The organism is Thermodesulfobacteriota bacterium (assembly GCA_035559815.1).
In the GTDB taxonomy this organism is placed as follows: Bacteria; Desulfobacterota_D; UBA1144; order Nemesobacterales; family CSP1-2; genus DATMAT01.
Window position 1 is genome coordinate 31194 of record DATMAT010000044.1, and the last position, 26880, is coordinate 58073.

The window sequence follows — 26880 nt, forward strand, 5'->3', positions numbered from 1 at the left end:
TTAGTATCAATACCTACGCAAGCAGCCTCACGTGTGGGCGAGGAGTCCCTCGCTGGAATTTACACTAATCACTTCGATTCTCTCAGTATAGGCTCCACGAATGTACTCAGTATAGAACACCGCGAAGAAATAAACTTCGTAAGAAAAAGAGAAGAAGAGTTCACTCCTCGACTCTTAAGCACAGCTCAGAACAAACTGAGCTTGGAATGAACGGGTTTTTATCTCTGCTTACCAGCGGATGCTAATCCGCTCATACTGAGCATGCCCAGTTATCGAAGGGTCAGTCGAAGTATGAATTTAAAACGTAGGGATTCGCCTTTCCCCCGGTTAAACCGGGGGACCTGGCTCAGGACGAACGTGTTATTTCATAAATCATTTTAAGCAGATGAATATCGTTCTTTCCCTCCGCCGTGCACGGGTCAGGGTTCGGAATGATAACGGGTGGCGGATTCGAGATAACTCGAGTTGTCATTTCGTAGGGAGAAATCTTAACAGATCGCTCAGAGGAGTTTATTCTTACACTAGAGTTTACTCCAACCAAAATAATTGGGAACATCACTAGCCTTGGCCTGTTAAGTGATATCTTTTAGTCTTAATTATTAAAGCGTCTTATTATATTTAGTCCAACTAAGATAATACCGAAGTCCTATTTGATCCCGGACCAGTCGTGACCATATTTAGATTGAATACCAAATCCCCTGTTGAGGAGTCATGATGACCAGAAAACGCCTGGGAGAATCACTACTCGAAGCCGGACTCATTAATGCCGAACAGCTTAACCATGCCCTGACCTTGAAGTCACAAAAGTTTCATCTGGAAAAATTAGGGCGAATCCTCGTCCATCTCAATTACATCGGCGAGGATACCTTGATTGAGTTTTTGGCAAAACAACATAACGCCAGGGGAATAAACCTGCTAAAGGCATTAGTTAACGAGGAAGCTGTTAATACAATTCCCAAGAATATAGCCGAAAAATACCAGGCCATTCCGATAGCTTTTACCAATGACCGGGTAAAAAAACTAATAGTGGCTATGACCAACCCCGCCAACCTGGAAACAATCGACAACCTTACCTTCTTGTCCGGGCACTGCATAGAACCGGTGTATGCCCGAGAAGAGGACATCAGGTGGGCTATTCAATATTACTACTACTACAACAAGAGACAGGTTGTTTAACCTAAACGGAAGCCCGAATCCTTATCGCCACAAAAAATAAAAACAAGTAGTTAGAATGCCTGACTTTATATCAAATTTCAGATGTATAGTTAGTTTCGACTTTATGCATTAATTGTACTAGACTACCTTAAGTCAAGAAACCTACTCAACATCTAACTTAGCGGACTCCGAAAGGTCTCTCGGAGTTTGAGAAATATAAGTAGTGAAATCAGAGCACTTACGATAAGACAAATACTAGGCGCCGTTTTACTGCCAGTCTCTTTAATCAGATAAGTTGCGATAAGAGGCGCCGTGCCTCCGAAGACGGCAAACCCAATATTATATCCCAGAGACATGGCACTCATGCGCACCCGCGTTGGGAAGAGCTCCACAAGCATTGCCCCAAAAGGACCAAAAACCATCGCCAGACCAATGGCAAAGACCACCTGTCCAGCCAGGTCATACAGAACCTTGTCTTGTGAGATTAGAAGAAACAGGGGGTAGGATAGGATCGCAATTATTAAGGAACCGGCAATCAGCAATGGCTTTCTCCCCAGGCGGTCGGAAATGGCTCCCATGAGAGGGGTTAGTACCATAAGGACAATCATGCTTATCGTGTTAATCTCCAAGGCCGAGGAATAAGGCACATTAGTCTCAGTTGAAAGAAAGGTTATCAAGTAAACAAAAATCATATAGAAAGTAACAGAGCCTACGCAGGTCGCACCCACGGTGGTTAGTGTTTCTTTACGGTAATGAGTGAGTGCCTCACGGATCGGTGCTTTTGAAACGTTCCCCGAGCTTTCCAATGATTTAAAGATTGGAGATTCCTCTATACCGGTCCTCAGAAAAAGGCCGACGCCCCCAATCAAGACCCCTAAGATGAACGGAACACGCCAACCCCAACTGGTTATCGCATCCTGAGAGAGGGCGGAAGTTATAAATGTGCTAACCGCAGACCCGAGGAGAACCCCGCAAAGCAAGCTAAAAACTGTCCAACTGCCAAAGAACCCTCGGCGTGATGGAGGGGCATGTTCCACGACAAACGAGATGGAGCAAGTAAATTCCCCGCCTATAGAAATACCCTGGATGAGACGAAGCAGAGTCAACAAAACCGGAGCGGCGACGCCAATCTGAACGTAGGTGGGTAGAACACCAAGAAGTGTCGTTGGGATGGCCATCAGGATCACTGACAGCATCAGCGCCCTTTTCCGCCCGACCCTATCACCGACAAAGCCAAAGATAGCAGCTCCCAGTGGACGCATGAGAAACCCTAGTGCGAAGACCCCGAATGTAGAAAGTAGCGAGGCCAGCTCGTCCTTTGCCGGGAAAAAGAGCTTTGCAATGATAGGGGCAAAGGAACCATACAGGGCAAAATCGTACCATTCCAAGACGTTTCCTACGGAACCGGCAACCAGGGTCTTCTTCTGGTGTGGGGTTATAGTTTTCAATCGCATCGGATCGTCTCCTTCACAGCACTGGTGATTAGTTCGAACCCCTATACGGATTCAACAAAATTGGCTAAGTGACTCGCCGGATTATAGCATAGTTGGGAATTAAAAGGGAAGAACAAAAAATGGAGCTATATGATGATCAGAAAACTCTTGTATATACTCAGCAACATCTAGAGAATTACTTAAGGCACAAAAAATCATAGAAACAGCAATTCCCGAACTGTCATTCTAAGCCAAGTTTTGACCCGGCGCTCTAATCGCTAAAACCGTACTTTTTCCAATTGGTTACCACTTTCTCCTGCATATCGGCAGGGTAGCCGTATTTAAAGCTGGAAATCTGAGACCGGTCAAAAGATGGCAATAGCCCATTGTACACGACCTTGGTGCTGCTGGCATCTTTCTTTTCAGCCACGGTCAGATAATGTATGAGTGGAAGCGTACTTTCATGTTTATAAAAATGGGAATCGGTATCCGGATGACAGCGGGTGGCAAAGGCCCAGACCACTTCACTCACGTTGCTGGGATCGATATCATCGTCGAGAAGAATAACCTTGGGGATATCGAGACCGGCTTTGCTCTTGAAGATGATTTCTTTGGCCATGTGGGCCAGTTTCTTGGTGCTCTCCTCCGAATGACCGGGCCTATTCACGGTAACGACCAGCCAGTGGAGGGCGCTTTCAAATAAACAAAAGCAACTGGCCGCCGGAAAACCATGCTTCCACAGCTCAGCTAGCACCATGGCCGCCATCACCGTCCCGCAGCAGGTATGGGTATCCTCGACCGGAACCCCGGCTACGACTACCGGTAGAATTGGATCGCTCCGATAGGTGATTGCAGAGACGTTAAAAACAGGCTGGGGCCGGGAATCCCCGGTGTAACCGGCAAATTCCCCCATAGGGCCCTCGCTCACTGTGTCGGTATGGGAAACGGTTCCTTCAATCACAATCTCGCAGGTTGCCGGAACCTTGAGGTCCACCGTTTTACAGGGGACGACCTCGATGGGTTCGCCAAAGTGGGCGCCCAGGACATCCGCCTCATCAACAAAAGCCGGTAGGTGCATGGACGAGAAAAAAGGAACCGCCGGCTCGCATCCCACGGCTAAAGCAAAGGGCATCGGCTTATTCTCTTCCTTCCACATCTGGTGAATCATGCCGATATGCTGCATAGGAACCACAAGGCCGGTCATGCGGTTTTTGTCTAGGAGCATGATTCGGGTAATGGACCAGTTTGTCCAGGAGCGGTCGGGTGTCTCTACGATAATCGTTCCCCAGGTGTTGATGTAGCGGCCGCCGTCCCCCTGGTGGAGAAAAGGGCTCGGAAATCTCAGCAGGTCCACATCCGGCCCGGTCATGATATTCTCCTGGCAGACACCAGAGCTAACCGTTTTAGGTCGTATCCCTTCTTTACCAATTGAACTTGCCAACGTGTTTATGATTTCGTGGGCGGTTGAATGCGGCGATAATCCCAGGGAGAGGGCGATGCGGGATAGGTAAAGACCCTTTTGTCTGCTAACCCCGGCCGAGCCTCCCAGCACCCTGAAGCCGTTTTCAATACCCTTGATTTTGTTGAAGAGCGGGGCCGGCGCCCTCAGGTCGTAGCACCTTCTGATAATTGCGCCAATCTCAAGATTCCAATCGACCTCTACGTCTATCTCCTTTAGTTCTCCGATATCAGCTAACAAACGTAAGTATTCTCTCAGGTCTTTTATATGGGTCATTTCATCCTCCCTGTAAAAGCTTCAAGATCGTCATCTTAAGATAATGCACGTCTACCACTAAAGAAAAGAAAATGTCAGTTGTGTATTCCGCCTCGCTTTATAGACAACGGCAATCCCCAGTCTGTCATTCTGAACGAAGTGAAGAATCCAAAGAAGATTTAGATCCTTCGCATTCTGCTCAGGATGACATTCTTCTTCTGATCAAATATAGACTTTCACACAGGAGTGCATACAGATTATTCGTCTTCGATATTGGCTTTCACCATTTCCAGTAGCTCCGGCGTCGGTTCTAAGCCGTGCTCCTTGGCATGGACTCCCGCTTTTTGGAGCACCTCTTCCACATCTTTGCCCCGGATTACGTGGTTGCAGTCGGAGCTGGGATTGACCTTGTTACAATAAATAACCTTGCCCATTTGTATCCCCTCCTCTAGGTTGATTAACGTCACATTCTCAAGAACATAAACCAATCGTCCCTATAAATCAAATGGCAAATGCACACAGACTGTATTATTCAACGGTAAAAAGGAATCTTCAACCCGGGTTGTCTGTCTAATAGCTCGTCTAGTTCCTTTAGCCAATCGATATCTTTGCCTACCTTTATCTATCTGGCTTTCTGTATGTCACAATCTCTTGACCCGAATCCGATTCTCCTATACTGTGTGTAATAGTATGGATCAAAATTATAAAATCATACCCATACCTAACTTAATATTTGTCCGGAGAGTAGAGTTAAAAGAAAATAATTTTAAAATAAGGGGGGGGTAAAGTCATGATAGTTGCACGCTGGAATATCGAAGCGCGTTTTGGTCATAAACAGACCGCAATAGACCTTATTAAGAAATGGAATAAAGAAATTGGAGCCAAAATTGGGTGGAAAAAGGACAAGGTGAGAGTGCTCACCGGCTCAGTCGGTGCACCGGAATCATCCATCCAGGTAGAGATACTGCTCAAGGACCTTAGCGAGCTTAACGCCTCTTGGGAGAAACTAGCGACAATCGAAGCCCATAAGCAGTGGGGCAAGGACCTTGAGCCTTATATCGTTTCGGGCACATCCAGGTGGGAGATATTTCGCGTAGTAGTTTAAACTGCAATAGTCAAGATTTCTTCTGTCGGACAATGTAAGTATTATTCTCACTCTCTGTCATGCTGAATACTGAAATTAATTCAGCACAAGCTTGGTTCAGCATCCGATCTTTTTTACGAAAGAGATTCCTCACATACGTTCGGAATGACAAATGAGAGTGTCATTTCGACCAGAGGGAGAAAACTTAGCCTTCGAGAAATCCTGAAAACCGAGTAGCTCCCGAAACTAGTTCGGGGATGACAGCTAAAAAACATATTTTCTTAAGGTACTGTTATTTCAGCTTTCTAGGTGAGTGAGTGATACCAGTTTTAAGACTAAGTTTACTCTTTTTTAAATTCTATAATCTCCTTCTCAACTTCTGGATAAATGTTATCAATCTCTTCTTGGACATCTATAGTTTTTTGAATGGCAGTGGCAACCCTGCAGTAGTGCTTTATATCGTCAAGGGATAGCCTTCTTCCCCTTCTGTCCTTAAGCCACTTTTCGCATACCTGATAGCCTCCAATCTGGTATTCCCAAACCTCTTTTCTTACACCTTCAAAATATTGATCGTTGTTTATGTAAATTCTGGGCAGGGATTCTTTAGCGTCAGACACGAATGTCTGACCTGCGGGTTCGTATTTTATCTTCTCGACCTTGTCATCTCCCTTGCCCTGGAATCTGGCAACGGGTGGGTCAAGCTCTTCTGATTTTAGCAAATGCAAGTCAGCAAGCCTCTTCCCAAGCTCTGCCATTCTACTAAAGACTTCGTAATCTTTCGTGAAAGGAACTCTCGGAAAATCTATCTTAAGAAATTGAGCATATTTAGTGCGGTAGATGTTAGAGTAAAGAACAGCATAGATGTAATAGAAGATATTGGGACAGACATTCTTGTCTGTCACCACTTTCCTGTCTGTCACATCAGCATCTGCCACTTCTTTTTGATCAGGCAGGAATGCCTGACCTACCAAATCGCTTCCGGCCACATTAAAATACCAACCATGATAATCCCATGGGCTTTCGGTCAATCCGCTTTTCACCGGGTTGTTCAACATATAATCTAACTTTTCATTCAATTCATTCTGGTCTCTTATAATCCTGTCAAAGGATTCATCCTGCCAGATAGAACCGGAGGTTTCTTTTTTGGTAGGATAGACATTCTTATCTGTCCTCTTCAGATTAATCCGCCTGGCTGATACTCCTTTAATGCCCTTCATTATCCTGCTGAGGTCATATTCCTCTCTTGGAGTAAGTAAAATATGAACGTGGTCGGGCATAACGATAGCTGCAATAAGCGTATAAAACTTTTCATTGCCATCCACAATGTGATTTAAAACGAGTTTCTGTTCCTCGACAGACAACTCGCCTTGAGCCGTTCTGAAGGTAATAAAGTACGTTGCCCCTTTCAATCTCCAGTGTGGCAGATGCCTTCTGGTAATTTTGATGTCATCGGCATTTTCGGCCTCATTAATATCGGTGGGACGGACATTTTTGCCCATCACATTAATACCGGTAGGACAGACATTCTTGTCTGTCACCTCCTTGTATTTGTTTGTGTCATGCAGGAATGCCTGACCTGCCGAATCTTTTTTGATACAGACATTCCTTTCTGTCCCATTATTGTATGTACTGGAAAGGATGGCAAAGAGTTCAGGATTAATATTCGGCTTCCTTCCACCTGCCCTTTGCTTGTGGTTAAACAGGTCTTTTTTACCAGTGTCAGGGTAAAGATAGAGTGGAGCTTGTTGAATAATCCCTTTGCTACTTAAAAAAGTCCTATTATCTACTATATGTTCACTAACAAGAAAATGACTGTAATCTTCCCCCAAAGAAACTTGTCTCATAAAACAAATTGAAAGATTATTAGTTAGCATATGTCGCATGACTTCTTTTCGAGAACGTTCGATAACCGCATCGTGATAGAAAATCCATTGGGTATCAAATGGTCTATATAAAATCTGCGTAATTGAGTTTTCCCAATTTTCGTCTTTTCTCACATTCTCTCGTGCAGTTTTTAGTTTCCAATTTGACTTATCCTTCAGGTTGAAGGTCTGCCTTATAATTTCATCCGGTATCTTTTTATCTGAAAACATCCTAATACGCCGTTTAAGTAATTCTTTATCAGCATCAATCACAAAACTATCTCTTGAAGTTACAATGCCAACGCTATTTATCGGGAAAATATCCGTTATCTTTGGGTTCCTTTCATAACTTTCCAAAAGCCCCTCATGCCTAGGAACAAAAAGATAAAACTCAGATTTGGGTAATATCGATTTCCATCTAGTAGTTTTTATTTCATTATTTTCGAGCCAATCATATTTATTCTCCCTTAATCCCCAAAGCTCCGAATGGCCAACTTCACAAGTGTCAGGCAAGAATGTCTGACCTCTCCGTTTGTTTTTTATAAAAAGAGCAATAGCTACTCCCTGCTTTATGTCAAAGACGTTTTCGTCCTTTGAACCATCAGGGCATTTTTCCTTCTTCAAGCTGTTGCCGTGTAAATCCAAAATGTAAATCTCATTGAAACTGTTCATAAGGGACTGGCGCATTCCCCTGAATGTTGGGTTGTCAAGATAGCTGTGGTTGGTAATAAATCCCAAAATCCCCTCACCGGCCTGGTCAATCTTCCACTGGGCAAAGCGGATAAACTTCACGTAATCATCTTGCAGCCACTTGGGATTTTTCTCACGGAGAGGCCTTCCATCTACCCGGTAGTAAGTTTTGATTTCATCCGAAATCCATTCGCCGATGTTTGAGGAATGCCCCGAATAAGGCGGATTGCCCAGGATTACAAGAATAGGTTGTTCCTTTTTCACTCTTCCCGCTAAGTGTGATTCCTCAGAGAGAGAAGCCATTCCGGGAAGCTCCGTTTGGGCTAGCTCTTCCATCTCAAGAGTGTTTGTGAGATAGAGCTTGAATCTGTCGTCTTTCTGTAATTTATAGCCAAGCTCTTCGAGAAGGAACGACATCTTCAAATGTCCTACGGCATAAGGAGCCATCATCAGTTCAAAGGCATAGTAGTTTTTGAGAATATGCTCTTTTATGAGATTTTCCTTTCCGCCTTCACCGTACTTTGAAACAAATTCCTCAACCGCCAGTTTTGCCGCCTCGGCAAGGAATGTGAGCGTTCCTGCTGCAGGGTCCAAAACAGTAACCGAGTTATCGGCAAAACCGTCTGACTTTCCGAACTTTTCCTTAAGGATTAGGTGAAGCGAACGCACGATGTAGGAAACCACCGCTTCTGGCGTGTAATAAACTCCCCGCCTTTCCCTTGTTTCCGGGTCATACTGGGCCAGGAATGTCTCGTAGAAATGGACTATAGGGTCTTTGCCTTTTCCTTCATGGAAATACTGGTGAAGTATCTTTTTTACATCGGTAACCGCTAGAACCTCGGAAATATCATCAACAATCCATTCCATCTGTTGAGGCAAGTCTCCCAGTGAAATAAACCTGAATACATCTCTTAAAATTCCTATCGTTCTTGGAATCCGGTCATAGGCAAGTTTTCTATTAAAGCCGTTCTCGGAACGGGTTCGGGCAGCGAAGAGCCCGTAGGTAATGGTTTGTGAGTAAAGGTCCGCAAAATCCTCTTTGGTAAGACCGCTTATGAGGTATTTCTTGAATGCCTCGTAAAAACCATGTAGAACATTGGGGCGGACATCCTTGTCCATCACATTAATACCGGTAGGACAGACATTCCTGTCAGTAACCTCCTTGTATTTGTTTGAGTCAGGCAGGAATGCCTGACCTACCGATTTTAATTCTTGTGTAACAACTTCGTCTTTAAGGAACCGGGTCCTTTTCGCTAATTCTATGGCCAGGGTTTTAGCATCATAGACTTTGGGAAGTGAAAAGGAAAAGAACCTTTCTAGTAAGCTAAGAAACTCCTCTTCGTTCTCAACCGGGGGAACACCTTTGAGTTTATGCATAACATAGGGCCTTGCAATAAACGTCTTTTTATCTAGAATCCCTTGCCGGTAAAGCCTGAATTCAAAGAAATTGGTCAGTAAAAGATTTGGGAAGGTGTGTAAATAACGCTTTAGTTGTTCTGTTGTTTCTACCTGGTCTAAGTAAGTTACTGTTGGGGCTTTAGCTTCGATGTAACCAAAGATATGTTGTTTGCCATCCCATAACCGAAAATCCGGATTACCGGCCTCCGTTTTCTTGGGAAGGGTTGTGATGTGAACATTCTTCTTCCCTATCGATGCCGCATACTCGTTTAAAAGGTTTTCAAGAGCGGTGTAATAACTCTCTTCCCTTGCATCTCCACGGTTCGTGATTTCGTGCAGGTTTTTTAGATAGGATTTTAACATTCAGTTCCTCATTTTATCTTTCTGGTCGATTTTTGCAAATGACGATTGATAGAGTAATTTTTATCAGAAGACACTGCTGTCCAAATAATTGAGAATCAATAGATTCACCTTTGTAAAATAAGGTTCTTAGACAGGTAAAACATCTTTTTAAAATCAGGTTCCCCTGTTTTATGTTTGCTATGTAAGCGCCAGCCTAACCCCATTCGTCGAAACAGCCTTTTAACCCCCAAATCTCTCCTCCCCCCTTAGCGGGTGATTAAAGGTGGGGATTCTTTTTTGCCCCATCCTATCCCCCCACAAGGGAGGAAGGGATAATTGCTTTTATGCTGTCATTGTGGGCGAAGCGAAGCAATCCGTTATTTTGGACAAGTTCGATCAGAAAACTAAACATGATTTATAGTATTATGGCACCTACGTTTTATGTTATATTAATATGCTGGCATATTAATATAACAGTGGAGGTTCAATAATGGGAACTGTAAACGTCAGGATTCCCGAAGACTTACGGGATACGCTAAAGATCATCGCAACCTTAGAGAAGCGGGACATGAAGGACATACTTACCGAGCTCATAGATGATTACATAAAGAGACACAAGGAGACCCTAGAGATACTCTCAAATCCCAAATGGGTAGAGTTGATTAAAGAGGGCAAAAGGGAAGTTGAGCAGGGAGTAAAAGGGAAACGCTTGAATGCACTTGAAGATTGAGATCAAGCCTACGGCGGAGAAGTCTTACAGAAAGCTTGATAAAAAGACCAGAGCCAGGATAAAAGAGGCTCTACTTAAATTGGAAAAGAGTAATAACCCTTTATTTCATGAAAACGTTAAAGCCCTGACTGGAGAACTAAAAGGAGATTATAGGCTCAGGGTTGGAGACTGGAGAATCCTTTTTACCCCTGATAAAAAGAGTAAGGTTATTTACGTCTACGCCATATTGCCCCGAGGTGAAGCATATAAAGATTAAATTAAAATATCTCTAAACCCACACTGCCGAATTTACTTTCTCGCAGATCAAAATTGTCCCAAATAATTGATTGATTGTGGGAATTGGCCATATGGTAATCTAGGAATTTCAATAATCACGGACAAAGAAAAAGCAACCCCTCTTTAATTCCCCCCTTAGTGAGTGGGAAAATACAAAGGATTGCTAATTTTCTTTCACCCCATGTTAGGACGGGGACCTGGGTTACAGAAGGTTCACGTTGATTCACCAGCTATGCCTTCTGACTGTTCTCCCTCCACGGAAGCCAGGTAAGAACAAGGGCTATAAGGAGTGTTATAAAAAGCCAATTTACCCCGATCCCCAATATAGCGCTCCAGCCGTAATCCCCGTATGGTTTCTTGATTTCGTTTACCAGATCCCAGACTAGAATTACCGTGAGCACGACGGGCAGGAAAAACTTTATTAGAAAATCCCACCATAATCCAATTCTGAGATTAGATACTTTGTTTATGTGATTTCTTATTAGCTCAATGCGAAAGAGCCAACCTACCAGGACGCATTCCAGAATCCCCACAACCACAAGTCCATAGTGGCTGAGGAACCGATCCACTATGTCCAGCCAAAAGAGCCCTCCGCCGGTAGTGAATATTACCCCTCCTAGAAAACCGAGTAGGGACAGAACCGTTATTACCTTACCCCGGCTGACTTTAAACTTATCGATTGTTGCAGCGACGAAAGCCTCTATGATCGATATTGCCGAGGTGATTCCGGCAATTATAAGCGCTAGGAAAAAAATGGCGCCGAAGATATTTCCGCCCACCGGAAACAGGTTTATGGCCTTGGGATAGGCCACGAAGGCGAGCCCTATACCCTCGGATACTACGGAGTCGACCGGGCGCCCGGTCTCAAGAGCCATGTAGCCGAGGACGGCAAAAACGGCAAATCCGGCAAAAATTGCAAAAGAGCAGTCAGCTAAAGAAGTGATTACCGCATAACCGGTTAGGTTGCTTCTTTCCGGAAGGTAGCTGGCATAAGCTATAAGAATTCCGAAACCAAGGCTTAACGAGAAAAATGTCTGGCTGTAGGCATCTATCCACACCTTGGGCTTGGCCAGTTCAGAAAAGTCAGGCTTCAGGTAGGCAATTATCCCTTCCCTAGCGCCCTCTAGGGTTAGACTCCAAAATACCAGTATCCCTACGAGTACGAAAAGAAGAGGCATGAATACTTTGTTCGCCAGCTCAATCCCCTTTCCTATACCCCGGTAAACTATCAACCAGCTAACCACCCAGATAAAAAAAAGGCCGAGGAGTATCGGAGTCCTAACCCCGCCGATTTCCCAGGGCCCAGAAGTCGTACCGAGGAAATTTTTGAAGAAAAAGCCGTCTAAATCGGTGCCCCAGGCTTTTGTGAAAGAGAAGAGAAAATAATTCAGACACCAGGATATGATCACGGAATAGTAGAGGACTATCCCAAACATGACGAATGTTACCGCCCACCAGCCGAGCCATTCCCACCTCTTCAATATTCTTGCGTAGGCATAGGGGGCACTTCCCGCTTTTTTATGACCTAATCCGAACTCCAATATCATAAGGGGTATTCCCGCGGTGAAGAGGGCTATAACATAAGCAACTAAAAACGCCCCCCCTCCGTTATCGTATGTTAAATAGGAAAAGCGCCATATATTTCCCAGTCCAACGGCAGAGCCTATAGTGGCCAGTATAAAACCGACCTGGGTCTTCCACTGTTCTCTTTCGTTCATCGGATTGCTACCTTGTTAATAAAGAATTTACGAAATACCCTAAAACCAATAAAAATATAAAAACCACACTATCCTAATTTATACATTTAACTATTTCAATAACATCACGGTGGAGCGTTAACGGAAGTCAAATTTGTCCAAAATAAGAGGTTGATTAATAGAGTTCACCCGAGGGCAATAAAAATGCTCCAATTGTGGACGGAGAGAAAGCAACTCAGTTGTGGTCATTGCGAGGAGCGAAGCGACGAAGCTATCTGACTAAAATATCATTCTGACCGGAGGGAGAAATTTGCCACGCCGCCAAAAGAAGGTGGCTCGTAATGACGGTAAGCATGGAAGGATTTTCCCTTTCTCCACTTCGTGGAAAGGAGAATTGATGGAAATCCGTTCGCCCTGAGCCCCTTCGACGTTGCTCAGAGCAAGCTTTTCGGCCCGTTCGGGACAGGGTTCTACTCTGCCGCTCATCCTGAGCCGTCGAAGGAGAGCGCAGGCTCAGGGCAGGCCAGTCGAAGGGCGTTCATGGTTCGACAGGCTCACCACGAACGCCATATAGCAGTGAGCAAGTGAGAGGAAATCAAACAAAAGAAAGGTAATGCAACCCCTCTTTAATTCCCCTCTTATACTAAGGGGGAAAACACAAAGGTTAGAACGGCTATTTGACGAACAAGATTAGGACAGCGGAAGATGTCTGATGGATGGTAAAAGGAAACGGATAATATATTTTATGTTTATTCTACTGGTGGAGCCGAAGGGATTTGAACCCTCGACCTCATGAATGCCATTCATGCGCTCTCCCAACTGAGCTACGGCCCCACTTTGGTTCAATCTATTATTAGCTCCGTTTATTTTGTTGTCAAATTTTGAAAGGTTGTTTAGAATACAGATGCCATTGCTAAGTGGATTTAGCCACGAATTAGCACAATGAACACGAATGGGAAGATGCAAGACACAGGATGCAGGATATAAAAATCGTGCATCATGAATCATGCATCCTGCATCATTTAGCAAGTACTCATTCGCGGCTAAATAGCTTTTAAGATTGAAAAGGAGAATATACAGTGAACGTAGTCAATCTTGGCCTTATCGGCGCCGGAACAGTGGGTTGCGGGGTGATCAAGGTCATAAATGAGAATAGAGACATCATCGAAAAGAGGTCGGGGGTAAGGCTGCAGATTAAGAAAATAGCAGACATCGACCCGGATAGGAAAAGACCGGTCGAAATCCACAAGTCACTATTCACCACTAACGCCTGGGAAGTAATAGAAGACGATTCAATCCCTATTGTGATTGAGCTGGTCGGAGGGACCACCATAGCAAAGGATTTTATCCTAGGAGCGATAAGGAAAGGAAAGAATGTGGTAACTGCAAACAAGGCGCTCCTGGCCCATCACGGCAAAGAAATATTCTTAGCCGCCACCCAGCATGAGGTAGACATCGGCTTTGAGGCAAGCGTGGGCGGGGGAATACCCATAATCAGAGCGACGAAGGAGGGGTACGTCGCAAACAGAATCCTCTCAATTCATGGAATCATAAACGGGACGTGCAACTACATACTCTCAAAAATGACTGAGGAGGGGGGTGAGTTTGACAACGTGCTCAAAAGGGCACAGGAAAAGGGTTATGCCGAAGCCGACCCCTCATTCGATATAGACGGAATAGATACAGCACACAAGCTTTCCATATTGATAATGCTATCGTTCGGGAGCTTCCTGGATTTCGAAAAAATATATGTAGAGGGAATACGTGGAATTACACCCCTCGATATTTCATTTGCAGATGAATTCGGATACAAGATAAAACTTTTGGCCATAGCAAAATCAAGAAATGGCGGCATAGAGGCCCGGGTTCACCCCACACTGGTGGAGAAAGGCACACCCATTGCCGACGTCTCCGGGGCCTTCAATGCCATCTATGTGGTAGGCGATGCCGTAGGCCCTACCATGCTCTACGGAATGGGAGCGGGAATGATGCCCACGGCCAGCGCGGTAGTGAGCGACATAGTCCAGATAGCTAAGAATATCAGCCTCGACAACTCCCACACTTCGCTGCCCCGGCTATACCAAGAGGAGAACTCATCCAAGTTGATTCCGATGAGCGACATCGTAACCAAGTATTACTTGAGGTTCCAGGTGGAAGACAGACCGGGCGTGCTCGGCCATATTGCCGGAAGCCTGGGTAAAAACAACATAAGCATCGAGTCCGTAATTCAGAAGGGAAGACAGCTTGAGGGAGGGGAGGTCCCCGTGGTGATAATGACCCACGAGGCGAAGGAAAGCGACCTGCTTTCCGCACTCGGTGAAATTGATAACTCCTCCTTCGTCAAAGCAAGAAGCGTCTTTATCCGGATAGAGGAGCTGTAGAAGTATGAGTAATCCTTGTTCATTCTGAATGCAGACGTTGTCATTCCGAGTCCTATCTTAAGCCCTTCGGCTTCGCTCAGGATAAACTCATGCGAAGGAGCTCACGAGGAATCTTAGATTATAACTATTTCCCCTATAAACTAATCCCTAAACACTGTTTCACTAAGATTTCTCCCTTCGGTCGAAATGACAGGAAGAAAATCGAAATGACAAGAGGGAAGGTCAAAATGACAGGTAACACAGTAACTTTGAGTTCTTCATAGCATTAAGAGCTTGTCCCGGGCAAAGCATCTCAGTTGTCATGCTGAACGAAGTGAAGCATCTTAAAATTAGATTCTTCGCCGCTTCGCGGGATCTGAGATAGTGATCAGGAGGGAGGAATTCAGGGAACCGCAACACTCCAGAATGACAGTAGTGGGAATTCATCGAGAAAACCCTGATGTTGTCTGACAAATAAAATCTCGATTATTACAGATAAAACAATTATAAGTAGAGACGCATTGCAATGCGTCTCTACATTAATAAATTAAATCAAATTCTGCTTAGCTCTCCATTATCACCGCTTACATGGTATTTCCCAACCTCGATTCGATTAGAATTTACTCTGGACATGCCGGTTTATACCGTTATATCCAAGCTCCATTTATTAAGCTTCCCGACATCCCGGCCCTCCAGGTCTGTAACCCTCAAGACCCAGTTTCCCTCCGCCGGGCTACCGGCCAGAGATGCTAGAGACGGAGTGGTGATTGAATCATAGGTGGTTATCAGGTTGTCCTGACCACCGCCAGCCCGGTTATGCAATATAGCTTGCTGGCCTGATGGTGAAAAGAGCTCGACCCTCAGGTCTCCGATGTAGGTATGGGTGATGTCAACACCGACTTTAATTCCCTGCACCGTTCCCGATTCGGAAATAGCTATGAAACTGCTCACCCCGGCAGGGTCGTTGTCCGGAATGGCCAGTCCCGGTGAAGTCTCTTCATGAATGACCTGAGCAGCCGCTTCCAGGCTGATTTCGATGCTCCAGTTCCGAAGAGTTCCAACATCAACCGCTGCCGTATCAACTATCTTCAGCGTCCAGTCCCCTTGAGCCTGCTCTCCCACCAAGCTAGCCAGCGGGGAATCGTCGCTGGTGTAGGACTTGATTAGGTTGTGCGTGCTTGCACCGGTGCGGTCGTGAAGGACGATGGCGTTGCCGCCCGGTGGGGTTAAGCTCACCATAAGGTCTCCGATATAAGTGTGCTCGATATTGACCGAGACAGTGATTTCTTTGACCCGGCCTGACTGTGCCACGGTGAGCACGCTGGTCACACCGGTTGGTTGGTTGTCTGGAATGGCTAGATTCGGCGAAGCCTCAACCCTGATACCCGGCCCGGTAGTATCGGCAGGGACGTTGAAGTCGGCAACGATACCGGACAGGCTTGCGCCGTTTGACTGGGCGGCTGGCCCCATGCCAAACCGGGCAAAAGCGGCCCAGATTCCTCCACGGGCCGTGCCGTGCTCTGCAGAACTAATTTGCCCTGCGGCCAGCTTGTTATCCAGCGCCGCTAAAATCGCGTCGCGAGCATCGAGAAAACTGGGATTCGCCGGCGTTAGCTTAAGGGCATCTACGACTAATTGCAGGGCAAGATTTATTCCGATTCTTCTGTTCATCTCCATAAGGGTGGCGCACCAGATTTCTCCGATGTTGTGCACCGGGACCTCTCCAGTCATCGGGTGCTCCATGTAGCGGCCCGCCCCCAGCTTGCCGAAATGGTCCGGGAAATTGGTATCGTAGGGAAAGCCCCGAATACCGGCCGGGTCATCGACCACCCACGCTCCGGCTACCGTTGTATTGTTTATGGTGCAGGCAAAGTAATCGCTCCAGCCCTCTCCCATGCCGCCACTCTGTGGCGCCTCCAGAGCATGGTCGTTCATCGGCCCGCCGACCAAGCGGTTTGTAACCCCATGAGTAAACTCGTGAAAAACCACCGTCGAATCGAACGCCGTATGCCTGTTGGTTGACTCCACCAAACCCATATTCATCGTCGCACCCAGGCCGTCTATCGGGGTGTACATATTGGCCGTTCCCCAAACCGGGCCGGCATGTGCCCGCGCATCTACTCTATCCGATTGTACCCCTCCCCGGCCGAAGTTGTTTTGCTGGAAGTTTCCGTCGGCCTCCCTGAATCCGAGAATGTAGAAGAAGTCGTGCATGTAGCAGTTGTAATAAAAAATATTGAGGACCTTCTGGTCGTTGCCTACCGGGTCAGCCGGGTCGAACGTGAGGACGCCGTCCTGAACCGTGCCCTGAATGGTCGGCCCGCTGTGGTCGAGGTGTGCAAAAACACTGTTACCGATGGCGCTGTTTAAATCCACCCAATCGTCGGGAAAGCCCGTAGGCAAATTGGTAGGGATAGGAAGACTATAATCGCCAAGAGGCCTGGGGAAATTGGTCATCTGCCGCGCACTCCCTCCGTCAACATGATAAACATTGCCCCTCGCCGCTACCGACTTCATCAATTGTCGGCAGTATAGAATCTCTCCGGTCTTGGCGTCTACTATGGTGCGGTATTGGCCCTTGTAGCCAGGCATGGTTATTACCACTTCCCAGCCTAGCCTAAGTCCTTCCTCCAGCGGAAACCATATCAGGTTGGCCTTGATTTTATCGCCGAAGGGGCCGGCATCGATCACCGTGGGCTGGTCCGGTTTGTTGGTAAAAGCGGCTATGATCCTCGGCTCAAAGCCGGTTAAATCCACCCTCTCAAGTTTGAGCGGCTGGCCGAACTGGTCTTTAGCTCCTTCCTCATCCGGGCCGGGCACCGCTACATGCTGAGCTGCCCTAAGCACCGCTTCCTGAACCGATAGCTTGAGAAGAACCTCGACTTCTTTAGAAACCGTGACGCTGGTGCCGGCGGTCTCCTTCAAAGCGCCGTCCGGGGAAAATCGCACTGCCTGGGCCGCCTGGAATATGGAGATACCCTTATACTGTTGCTGCAGGTGGACAGCCACACCGCCGCTGCTGGTCTCTTGTATGTTCGGGTCGGCTATAAACTCCGCCGGCTGTGTCTCCGTAAACCCCAATGCCCGGCTTATCCTGGTTACGTGGTTTAACGCCCGCTCGATGTAGTTTCCCTTCTCCGCTGGTGCCGATTCGGAGGTAACCACAGACGGATTGCCGGTGGTAGCATCTAGACTTTTAATTCTTACCCGATGCGCTCCGGGAAGACGGTCAGAGACCTCAGAGGCGAGCGATTTGAGCTCAACCTCACGGGCCTTTGTGACCTTGCTGACTTTAAAGTTCCTGCAGTCTATCTCCCTACCCATGATTATCCCTCCTTCTTTCTCTTTTTAAGACAGAGTTAAATAACAAGGCTTGAATGTGATTACGGGCCTTGAGGTTATAGAAGCCGACAAATCGGAAAAGATAGTTCTTATTGATTCTGTTCCAGCGCAGTTGATGGTAATTGCCTTGACCCGGTCATCGTACTCAAGCTGATGTAACAAGATTATAAGCAAAGAGTCCTGAGCTTAGGTTTAATCGGGAAACCGGATGAGATTCCTCTCTAAAGTTAGCATGGGAAAATGTCCACGTTCCGGGTAACTAGTGTGAGCCCTTCCACAGCCGCCGTAGCCCCTATTAAAGCATCTTCCAGATGCAAGGTCAATCCTCTTTTGCGGAACCGTCGTTCTCCCGCTGGCTTCCTACAATTCATAAATTCATACACGAAAAAGGATTACTTCCCCTTTTCAATCTTTATTTGCCTGCCTGGATGTTCTATTATCGGCCGTGCTCTACACGTGGTGAAAACTCGGGCGTCTCCGGCGGCTTTACACGCACCACACAATAAGCTGATTACCCTTAATCAGGAACACGGGGGACTCTGGGTTGACGCTGCCTTAGGCTATTCGGGTCACATTCAGTTATAAAGGTCGTGTTGCTTTGCCTCCCCAGATAGGGGAGTAGCGTCCCCTTCTTCGTTAGGACATTTACAGTTACCCATAATCCCTCAGGCGCAACATCGAAATAATAGTCGAGGATATCTGCAGAATCTATTTTTATACCGTTGTATCCGTACTGGTCATTCAGCTCCGTCAAGGTCTTCAGTACCTTTTTTTGGTCCGGTTCAGAGAGGCCGTCATACTCCTTTCTGGTCTTGATGTGTTTGTCATTTATAGTGGCTTCTACAGCCGTATTATACAGGATACAGCCTTGCCCGAGCCCGACGGCCCGCTGATTAGAAGTGGGGTGCAGGACCAGTTTGAGGAAGGTGTTTTCCAATTCGTTGCCAATCTGGCAGCTCAGCAGGTTGACCCTGGTTGGGCCGTGCTTTTCGCGCCACGCCTGAAACTTTTTGTCACCGAAGATCGTGTTTATCTTGCTTTTGTTATATGCCTTTGGGTCACTTTCCGTAATACCGCCGGTGACGTCCCCCGCACTTGATGCAAAGAACGTTTCCGCTCCATGAATGGTGATGGTTAATGTCCATTCTCCGGTCGAAGACGTTTTTAACAACTGGGTCCGCAGGGCCTCCAGGTTCTTGAGAAATACGCCTCCGCCAACGTTTAGCTTTGCATCACCGATGACGAAATACAGGTTTTTCCGTTTTGCTTCGGACGACTCTTCTTTCCCCTTCTGCCGATGAACCGTAGGGGCCCAATGTGGTTTCTGCTGCACCACATGGGTCAACTCATGAGCAATCAACCTTTTCCCCGACTCAGTCCCCGGCGCATACTGTCCAGCGCCAAACACAATATCTGTCCCTATGGTGTATGCCAGTGCATTCACGGACTTTGCCGATTCATTGCCCTGAGAATCGGTGTGCACTTTTACTCCACTAAAATCCTGTCCAAACCTCGGCTCGAAGAAATCCCTAACCGATTCAGGTAAAGGCTGGCCACCACGTCTAACGCTGTTGATTTGTGCCTCTACGGAGTTTCCTAGTACCAAGTGTCCAAGTTCCAAGTTATTTGTTTGTCTGTGTACCTCCTCCTCACACTCCGCACACACCCTCTGAATACTCGGCATCTCGGCATACTCGTAATATCCCTTCCTCCGAGCCTTGCTCGGTTCTCCAAGTTCCGAGTCTTGAGTTTGTCTCTGCAATTCCTCCTCACACTCCGTACACACCCTCTGAATACTCGGCATCTCGGTATACTCGGAAACTCCATTGCTCCGAGCCTTGCTCGGTTCCGGCATCCTCATTACTTGCTCTGCCACTCTATCCGCTTCCTGCTCGTAAACATCTCCAGGCTGGCCGATGGTAAGCTTGGCTTGAATCACACCTGATTTAAGGAACCCCTCCACTGCCTGATTGCCAATAGTCCTTTGTAGAGACAAGATGTGATCAACGGGAGAGCTTACGGGTTTAGAGAGATTGGTCTTCTTTGTCTGAGGAGATAAATTCTCTATCTTTCTATCAAGCACTTTAGCTGTTGATTTAGTCCTTTTGCACATTTGTTAAATCTCATAAACATTGTAACTTCTCTGCCTATTCCTTTACGGTGCTGCCGCCCTCAAGAGGTCCTTCAAAAAACTTCTTATTAACAGGATCTCTCAGTGCGCCCTCAGCATTCACTAAATATGTGGAATTTACTATACGGCCTGAAACCCAATTATTTTTATAGTCTAGGACTATGAATTCAATCTCTATAAATGCGGCAACATTCTCTCCGTCAAGAATTGTAAAGTACTCGGCCGAAACCTTATTATTCTTCACCTTGTCTTTATCCCACCGCATGTACCATCCATATTTATCAAAGAGGCCCTCCCCTTCTGCCTTCTTTACAAGAGCGGCAATCTTATCCGTTTTCTCCGCTGTTTCAATAATCTGCCCAACTGCTTCTCCATGTTCTTTTTCCATAGTTTCAAACTTGATATCTCTTACCACCTCTTCAAGTTCCTTCCCGACATCGCTACCCTTAAATATGTCTGGATTCTGCTCCGCCTTTTTTAAGTCATCCTCACTGAGTTTGCTCATGATCTTGCCGATTTTTTGTATATCGCTAATCGTAAGCTTTGCACCCTCTTCAACACCTTTCGCTTCCAGCAGTTTTAACATCCGATTCATCTTTTCGTCGCCATATTTATCATAGAGTTCTGCCAAGGCTTTTTGCTCCGGTGTGGGTTTGTCCGGGGCGCATTTCAACTCGCCTTTTCCAATTTCACCGGGCGGAACATCTATTTTCGACGGAAGCAATATATCCAGCTCAGGCCCGGACAGAGGGATGATCTCTCTCAGCAGTTTGACAACCGCATCACTGATATTTTGAGGCAATTCTTTGAAGAATTTAATGGTGTTAAACAGAGGCCTGATCGCTTTTTCCTGAAACCAGCAAGACTTCACGACCGCCTCGATCAAGGCGGTCGTGAGCTTTTCAAAAGCCAGTTTAATGCAGCCGATAATAGGAGGAGATGCGCAGTGGAATAACCTTATGCCCCACTTCACAATGCTTATGATATCTCCTACCGTTTTCAGCCCTTCCTTTATTTTGTTTAGGAATGTGATTTCGTCTTCATATTCTTTGAGATATTCATCCACCTTCGCATCAAATTGCCTGTGCAATCCATCGGCAATGCCGGTTATTTTCTGAATCTCTGTTTTAAGGCCTTCAAAATTCTGCGTAAATTTTTCGGTCACAGACTCGCTAAAAACGTGCTTTGCGAGAGCCTCAGCCCCGGTCTTTAATCTCGTTGTTAGGTTCTGCGCAACCCTGCCGGCAATGATTTTCAGGAACTGCCTCATTAAACCGAATGCAACCTTGACCGCGGCCCCTACAGGCCCCGATCCAAAATCAAAAGACTTGGTTGATTCCCCAGGCACCTTATCGAACCGCTTCTTTAATTTTTCATAGGCTTCTACGATCTTAAGAAAAAGACCCCCAAAAGTAGCCCTTAACTTTCCAAACATACCGCCCCAATCTACCCAATGATTCAGTTTAGAAAGACCTTTGCCCGTCTTCTCTACCTCTTCAGAGATCGGGAGCTTGTGAGGAGATCTTTGATTTAATTCCACCAGGGCTGCATATACCGGAGCATTCCCTAATTTCTTTTTATCCGCCAGCAGCGCCTTCGTATCCTTTTTCCACGGGCCGTAGTGTTTGGTTTCCCAGTCCTTCAAATCGAAGCCACCACCCGGCTTCGGCTGACGTTGGATGGCGATGGAGCTGCTATGTCTGACATTATCCGCCACCAGCGAATAAAGCTTCCCAGATGCGGGAGGTCTGCGTAATGAGGAATCGTGCTTCTTTCGCAAATGGGGTATTACTTCAATGTTTAATCTATCTAACGCTTTACTAAGCTTTTCGCTTCCTTCCACTGAAGCAGGTGGCTTGTAAGGAAACCACTCGTACGACCATACACCTGGGCTTGGATCCTTATACACGTACAAAGCGCCACTGAGACCCGAGTCATAAACAACTTTTCTGTCACCCTCATAAACTGATAATGATTTCACCTCGTTGATTCCTTTCCCGGAAGGATATTCTAAGTCAGGTGGAATCCCTAAACTTTCGATCTCAGATAGGGTGCTGAGATTCCATGCTCTGGGCTTAGGACGGACTTTATCCGGATTTTTTTTGATAAAGTCGTTTACTTTACCCCTCGTTATAGTCAGTCCGCTTTTGTAATCGCTGATCTGTGCAGTCCCGAGGCTCGATTCTGCTGTTCCTCCAGGTTTTAAGTCACCAAGAAGAATCGATATCGGAGCAACATCTAGTCTGCAGATCTTCGCCTTACTACTACCTTCACATCCAAAGATCTCTACTGCAGGACCAACAGGTGCCGCCTCTTCAGAGTGAATGTATGATCCTCCACCCCACTGCAACTTCGTGTCTTCCTCCAAGAACGTAAAGCGGTCACCTTGGTACCTGATACCAATCGTTCTTTCTGCTTTGTAGAAATCTGCAATCCCGAACTTTTCTATGTCCTTAGGTACCATTTTTTTGGCCCCAGGAATCGCAACCTCGATAAAGAGATCATTATTCCTCTTGTCCTTGACAAACATGGGTAATACTTCGCTATGAATTTTTGTTCCCTTAACCAGAAATGGAGGTCCAAAAGTGTAGTATCGCTGAATCCTGTACGCTCCAGTCTTGGGAATTGCCTTCAGACGATCTCGTTTACCCTGTAGAGCTGAAGTTATTTTCTTACTGCTTAGCCGTTGTGGATTTTGCTGCAGCGTGTGAACCAATTCATGAGCAATTAGGGCATCCCCGTTAGTAGATCCGGGACTATATCGTCCAGGCCCAAAGTAGATATCATTACCAACGGTAAAAGCTTGTGCCTGAATGGAGCTGGAGAGAGCGGCTGCTCTTTCGCTGCTATGAATACGGACGTCACTGAAATCAAGGCCAAATCTGGACTCCATGAATTGCCGGGTATCATTCGGCAATGGGCTTCCACTGGCCTTCTCGGCATCGAGCTGTGCTTGAAAATCGGTTCCCGGTGTTTCTGTTTTGTCCCCTTCAGGCTTGGCTAATACTCCTTCTTTGTCTTCTAATTCAGTTTGCTTTTGGATTACAGGTGCAGACCAACCTGAAATCGGGTTGGTTTGAAGGACCTCTTCCTCCACTACTACCTCGATTTGCCGCTGGAGGAATAAATCCGCATGATCGGAAACTGTTTTAGTCTGGATCATTTCCTCTTCTTCCTCTCGCTCAGCTTGCCTTTGGATTAAAGACAAAGGTGTAACTTGACTGGATAGTGACTTTGCTTGAATAAATTCTCCTTTCTCCACTGGCTGCCTGTGCAACTCCTCCTTACACTCCGTACACATCCTCTGAAAACTCGGAAACTTGTCATACTCGGAAACTCGATTCCTCTGAGCCTCACTCAGACCGGGCATATGCAGTACCTGCTCCGCTACCCTATCCGCTTCCTGCTCATAAACATCTCCGGGCTGTCCAATAGCCAACTTGGCTTGAATCACACCTGATTTGAGCAATCCCTCCACTGCCTTATTGCCAACGGTTCTTTGAAGAAACAGAATTTGATCAACGGGTGAATTTATAGCCTCAGAAAATGCAGTCCCTTTTGCCTGAGAAGGGGAGGTCTCAGTCTTTGATTCGCTTGTTGTGACAGTCGCTTTAGCCCTTTCTGCCATTTTTAGTCCTATAGGCGAGGAGTCGGGGCGACCGGGCGGGTCGCCTCTACAGTTGTCCAGCGGAGTATAGGATAATAATCAGAGGGATGGTGTTTAGAAAATCATTCTCCGAAAGAACAGGGCGGGTGCAAGACCGCCCCTAGAATTTAGACAGACACATTTGTCATCTATTCCTAGAAAAATAGGAATTATTCGTCTGGTCTCTCCTTATTTCTTCTCTAATTTGGTTATTCTACTTTCCAGTTTCTTAACAGTCTCATCGAAACGAGATTGAAGTTCTACTCTTGCCTTTTCACTTTCCTTGAGTTGAGCCGAAAGCTCCTCTCTCACTGCTTTCTCCCTTTCCTGAATACGAGTTTGGAATTCGTCTCTGACTGTCTTCTCGACCTCTTTGATGCGATTCTGGAGTTCGGCTGTGTCGGGAACTTCCTCCGCCGGAACGTAGAACAGAACCTTTCCAGCCCTGTCGGTTACCAGGTCAACCTTCATCTTCGGTTCAATTTTCTCAACACTCATAGCCCTGCCCGCTACGTTAAAGGCATTAGCAGAGGAGAGAGAGATTGTCCTGTTGTAAGCAACGTCGTGTTTTCGCAATACTGTCTTAGCCTCGGCCTCCGTCATCCCTTTGACCTCGGTCATTCTTCTGAAAGCATCGACACGGGGTGAAGCTCCAGCTTCCTCGGGCAATCTTCTAAGCCTTTCCACAATGCTATCAAGAAGCTCGCATATAATAACGAAGGGGTTTTCCAAAAATTCAGCAATAGGAGGGAAAAATGAGCCGAGATAGTATTGCCAGAACATAGCAGTGATAACATAACGGCGTCCGTCGTTTATATCAATCATGTCTTGGCCAACCGTTGTGACCCGGCAATTAGTTTTCTTTAAATCTATAGATCCCAGGACTACATAAGCCTCTCCGTCACAACAACAGCAGGCTGGACAAGGATAAGGTTCTTCGCAGAAGGAATGATGGAAAGCCTCTAGGGCATTTTTTACACAGTCGATTCTTTTATCCGAGGGCTCTTTCGAACAGTCGCTGACCTTCTCAAAAAGTACATTCTTTGGTGTCACCGCATGGCAAGGGATTGTCTTTAGTAGCTTCACGCAGAAGCCCTCGCGAGTGCGGGAATACTCGCAAACCTTATCCTCACATCCGGCGCTTGGGCTATAGACAGGAACCGGGTCGGTGGGAACTTCGTTGTACTTGATGGCTACGTAATACTTGCATTCCTTATCATCCCTGTCTTTATCGGCGCATGGGTCCTTGTCTTTTGACGTATCGGGACAGATACAGGTTTCTTTTTTAAGGTCCAGTTCAAAATCCTCACAGACCAAAATTTCATTGCCGTGGCAATCGAGCGCCATGCCCGGGGTAATGATTACTTTGGAGGATTTAGGATTCGTTTCTTTAATCCCCAATCCGCAAACCACACCCCATCCGTGGAGCATCCGGTTAAGCAATTTCCTCTTCTCATCGTGATATACCTGCTCCTCACGAAAGTCCCTGTCGGTAAGGAGCATTCCATGGAAGTAACGTGCTCTTTTAAAATTGTTATAGTCGCAGTTCTTGTCCTCGGAGCATCCTTCTTTTGTCTTATATGTGTCCATTTTTTCCTCCTTGTATAAATTAGGGTATAGGGGTTAGGAATTAGGGTTTAAAAAATACTAGACCCTGCACCCTAGCCTCCAGCCGCTTTCTTTTGCTCTTTCGCCTGCTCTGGTTTTGGTTCTACATAAAACCAGCTTTCAAAGTCACCGCCCTGAGTGCCGTTGCCGGAGGGCAACTTCCCCCCGATAAAATTCCCGTCCAGGGCTTTTGTCGGTTTACATTTTTCTTCAACACTCATGATAAAATCGCTCTTTAAAACAACTTTGAACTCTCCTCCCTTTTCTCGCACCCTCGAATAGCCAAGGTAAACATCGGCAATCCATTGAGAGGTAAATTTGAAAGTGGCCAGAGATTCTTTCGTTGGCTCGTCATATTTGTAGGAAACCTCGCCCGGAACATTCTCATACCGGTAATTCCCGGTGTCGGAATCCTCCATCCTGACCATGAATAGAAACGTATTCTCATCGATAGTGTTCTCATCCATCTTCCGGTCAAACCACACCTTTACCCCTTCGTTGTAGATTCCGTTCTTGAAATCCTCCCATTTTATCGTCGCACCGTTTATTGTCGTCTCATTCTTCCAATTAACATCAATAACGTGAGGGGGGTCTCCGTGGTAGCAATTAATCAAGTCATAAAGCAGGTTATTGGTGTAGACAAGCCTTCTGCCGGAGCACTCGTCTATCTCGATCGTATGGGGATTTTGCGGGTCTTCGGATTTTGAAATGGTTACGTATGCTAGGACAAGACAATGTTGGTCGTCGCACTCGGAGCATCCCTCTTTTAACTCATCGCAGAGGTAATGATGAACCGTCTTATCCTTGTGTTCGAGTGGACAGAGCTTGTCGCAACATTCTTCTTCGGCTTCCGGTCGAGGAATGACCCGTATTCTATAGCTGTCTCTAATCCGGTTGAACTCACCTCTCTCCTTCTGGTCGCAGGCTATCTGAGGAAGACTCACCTGCTCCGTCTTACACTCGTAAAACTCGATGCAAATTACCAGTTTTCTTTCATCCTGTTCTTCCTTCTCTTTCTTCTTTTCCTTTTTGCAGCAGTCGCACTTCTCCGGAATCAGCGTGACCGTTTCCTCCTCACATACCAGGATCTCCCTTCCGCAACGGTCGATGGCAAAACCAGGCGAGACAATCACTTTATCCGGTTCTCCTTCTTTCAGCGCAACATCCAGTCCGCAGACCACTCCCCAACCACCGATCATTCTGTTAATCAGCCATCTTTTTTCGTTTAAATAGCACTGCTCCTGGAAAAAGTCCCTGACGGTCATTAATTTGCCGTAGTAATAGTTATTCCTCTCAAAATAGGGGATATTGCAAATGCCACATTCATGTCCTTTATCTTCTTTCTTCATATCGGCCTCCTCTGTTAAAAGAAAGTACCCTAGTGTCCGAGTTGCCGAGTTTTCGAGTAAACT

Annotated in this window: 15 protein-coding genes and 1 tRNA gene; 5 read left to right on the forward strand and 11 right to left on the reverse strand. The window is 46.4% G+C overall.

Annotated features, from left to right (window positions below; genetic code table 11):
• Positions 1 to 711 precede the first annotated feature (711 nt).
• On the forward strand, positions 712 to 1176 hold the full coding sequence (locus tag VNN20_11745) for a hypothetical protein (protein HWP92855.1): 465 nt from the start codon (positions 712 to 714) through the stop codon (positions 1174 to 1176).
• Positions 1177 to 1328: 152 nt separating this feature from the next.
• On the opposite strand, the gene VNN20_11750 is transcribed toward VNN20_11745, so the two are convergent.
• The 3 genes from VNN20_11750 to VNN20_11760 form a co-directional block, all read right to left on the reverse strand.
• Positions 1329 to 2609 (reverse strand): MFS transporter, encoded by a 1281-nt coding sequence (locus tag VNN20_11750; GenBank protein ID HWP92856.1) that lies wholly within the window; start codon positions 2607 to 2609, stop codon positions 1329 to 1331.
• Between the two features lie 250 nt (positions 2610 to 2859).
• On the reverse strand, positions 2860 to 4323 hold the full coding sequence (locus VNN20_11755) for a UbiD family decarboxylase (protein HWP92857.1): 1464 nt from the start codon (positions 4321 to 4323) through the stop codon (positions 2860 to 2862).
• A 236-nt stretch (positions 4324 to 4559) separates the two neighbouring features.
• Entirely contained in the window at positions 4560 to 4736 is a 177-nt protein-coding gene (locus tag VNN20_11760) for a DUF1059 domain-containing protein (protein HWP92858.1), read from the reverse strand.
• Between the two features lie 356 nt (positions 4737 to 5092).
• Here VNN20_11760 and VNN20_11765 point away from each other — a divergent pair, with 356 nt between their 5' ends.
• Positions 5093 to 5407 carry a hypothetical protein gene (locus VNN20_11765; GenBank protein ID HWP92859.1) on the forward strand — a complete coding sequence of 105 codons (315 nt, stop codon included), beginning with the start codon at positions 5093 to 5095 and terminating at the stop codon, positions 5405 to 5407.
• Positions 5408 to 5727: 320 nt separating this feature from the next.
• Here the strand turns inward: VNN20_11765 and VNN20_11770 are convergent, their stop codons facing one another.
• On the reverse strand, positions 5728 to 9699 hold the full coding sequence (locus VNN20_11770; GenBank protein HWP92860.1) for a type ISP restriction/modification enzyme: 3972 nt from the start codon (positions 9697 to 9699) through the stop codon (positions 5728 to 5730).
• Between the two features lie 469 nt (positions 9700 to 10168).
• Here VNN20_11770 and VNN20_11775 point away from each other — a divergent pair, with 469 nt between their 5' ends.
• Complete coding sequence (locus tag VNN20_11775) at positions 10169 to 10408, forward strand: hypothetical protein (GenBank protein HWP92861.1); 240 nt, start codon at positions 10169 to 10171, stop codon at positions 10406 to 10408.
• Positions 10392 to 10664, forward strand: a complete 273-nt coding sequence (locus VNN20_11780) for a type II toxin-antitoxin system RelE/ParE family toxin (GenBank protein ID HWP92862.1) — start codon at positions 10392 to 10394, stop codon at positions 10662 to 10664. Before VNN20_11775 ends, VNN20_11780 begins: the two co-directional genes overlap by 17 nt.
• Before the next feature lie 250 nt (positions 10665 to 10914).
• Here the strand turns inward: VNN20_11780 and VNN20_11785 are convergent, their stop codons facing one another.
• Positions 10915 to 12402, reverse strand: a complete 1488-nt coding sequence (locus VNN20_11785; protein ID HWP92863.1) for a sodium-dependent transporter — start codon at positions 12400 to 12402, stop codon at positions 10915 to 10917.
• Positions 12403 to 13139: 737 nt separating this feature from the next.
• A tRNA-Ala gene (locus tag VNN20_11790) sits at positions 13140 to 13215 on the reverse strand.
• A gap of 245 nt (positions 13216 to 13460) precedes the next feature.
• Between VNN20_11790 and VNN20_11795 the strand changes: the two genes are divergently transcribed.
• Positions 13461 to 14762 (forward strand): homoserine dehydrogenase, encoded by a 1302-nt coding sequence (locus VNN20_11795; GenBank protein ID HWP92864.1) that lies wholly within the window; start codon positions 13461 to 13463, stop codon positions 14760 to 14762.
• A 618-nt stretch (positions 14763 to 15380) separates the two neighbouring features.
• Here the strand turns inward: VNN20_11795 and VNN20_11800 are convergent.
• The 5 genes from VNN20_11800 to VNN20_11820 all read right to left on the reverse strand — a co-directional run bounded on the left by VNN20_11800 (position 15381) and on the right by VNN20_11820 (position 26817).
• Positions 15381 to 18065, reverse strand: coding sequence for a M36 family metallopeptidase (locus tag VNN20_11800; GenBank protein HWP92865.1), 2685 nt, complete (start codon positions 18063 to 18065; stop codon positions 15381 to 15383).
• A 535-nt stretch (positions 18066 to 18600) separates the two neighbouring features.
• Positions 18601 to 20196 (reverse strand): DUF4157 domain-containing protein, encoded by a 1596-nt coding sequence (locus VNN20_11805; GenBank protein ID HWP92866.1) that lies wholly within the window; start codon positions 20194 to 20196, stop codon positions 18601 to 18603.
• Positions 20197 to 20230: 34 nt separating this feature from the next.
• The gene (locus VNN20_11810; protein ID HWP92867.1) at positions 20231 to 23584 is read right to left on the reverse strand and encodes a DUF4157 domain-containing protein; all 3354 of its coding nucleotides are present in this window, start codon (positions 23582 to 23584) and stop codon (positions 20231 to 20233) included.
• Positions 23585 to 24049: 465 nt separating this feature from the next.
• Positions 24050 to 25450, reverse strand: a complete 1401-nt coding sequence (locus tag VNN20_11815) for a hypothetical protein (GenBank protein HWP92868.1) — start codon at positions 25448 to 25450, stop codon at positions 24050 to 24052.
• Positions 25451 to 25521: 71 nt separating this feature from the next.
• Entirely contained in the window at positions 25522 to 26817 is a 1296-nt protein-coding gene (locus VNN20_11820; protein ID HWP92869.1) for a hypothetical protein, read from the reverse strand.
• Between the last annotated feature and the right edge of the window lie 63 nt (positions 26818 to 26880).